1 protein-coding gene is annotated in these 1,058 nt (G+C 42.8%); it reads right to left on the bottom strand.

Annotation, left to right across the window (positions count from 1 at the left end):
- Positions 1–514 precede the first annotated feature (514 nt).
- Positions 515–925 carry a hypothetical protein gene (locus tag GWK09_RS14885; RefSeq protein ID WP_163694262.1) on the bottom strand — a complete coding sequence of 137 codons (411 nt, stop codon included), beginning with the start codon at positions 923–925 and terminating at the stop codon, positions 515–517.
- Positions 926–1,058 lie beyond the last annotated feature (133 nt).

The raw sequence follows: 1,058 nt of genomic DNA, 5'->3' as shown, positions 1-1,058 counted from the left end.
AAGTGCATACTGCTTCAGAGGCCAGGGCATATCCCCATTCGGTTTTCACTGGATCGTTTGGGATTCCGCTCCGTACTACTTATTACATCAGAACGGTTCCGGCTATGGTTTGGCGCCTGAGGGCGCCATCTTTCCGGATTTGTTATTTATTTGACCTAAAATAGAAAAAAATCCCGACCCCGGCCGGCGCTAAACTATAGCCGTTGTTACCTAACGTAGCTAGCACCACCCAGACCTCTTGAGAATTCCCAGATCTCCCCAGAGATTCCCCAGAAAAACCTCCGAGTGAAGACCATAGCAAAAGAAGGAACATTGGTCATTGACCGACCTTGGCTGTGCAAAAAGACTTTGAGTTTTTGACTTGAAGATAAATGCTATGGTAGGTAACGGTTCCGGCTATGGTTTGGCGCCTGGAGGCGCCAGCCTTTCCGTATTGTTTTTGTTAATCCCTAAAATAGCAAATAATCCCAGACCCAGAGGGCGATGAACCATAGCCGTTGTTGTGCAATGTTTTCTAGTATTTAGAAAAATCATCTTCCACGCCATAATACCCACCCCCAATTTGCTGACATTTATCCAAATAGTTCAATAACACGTCCTCTTGGATTATCCCTGTTCCTCCAAAAAAGCTGATATTATTATCATCACGATGGACCAATACGATCACCGGTACGCCTTCATCCAACATGTAAGGAGAATCTAATTCGTAACCTGTGTCTGGATTTTCTTGATGTAGATTGTATATGAAGTAAATGTTTGAACTGAAGCGATTGGGAAATGATGTTTTTCTAAAAGATCCTGTTAGGATGCCCTGTACTTCTATAAAGTCTTCTTCGTTATACTCCTCAAATCCTTTCTTTTTTTGAGTATCACACGATATAAACGACACAAAAAATAAAATGAGAACTAGAGCAGTATTCTTCATTAATAATATTGCACAACGGTTCCGGCTATGGTTTGGCGCCTGGAGGCGCCAGCCTTCCGTATTGATTTGTTAATCCCTAAAATAGCAAATAATCCCAGACCCTGGTGGGCGATGAACCATAGCCGTTGTTGTA

The sequence above is a fragment of the Muriicola jejuensis genome (assembly GCF_010671595.1).
GTDB classification, from domain to species: Bacteria; Bacteroidota; Bacteroidia; order Flavobacteriales; family Flavobacteriaceae; genus Muriicola; species Muriicola jejuensis.
Note: the sequence above shows the minus strand (reverse complement) of the source record. Positions and strands in the feature narration are given on the sequence as shown.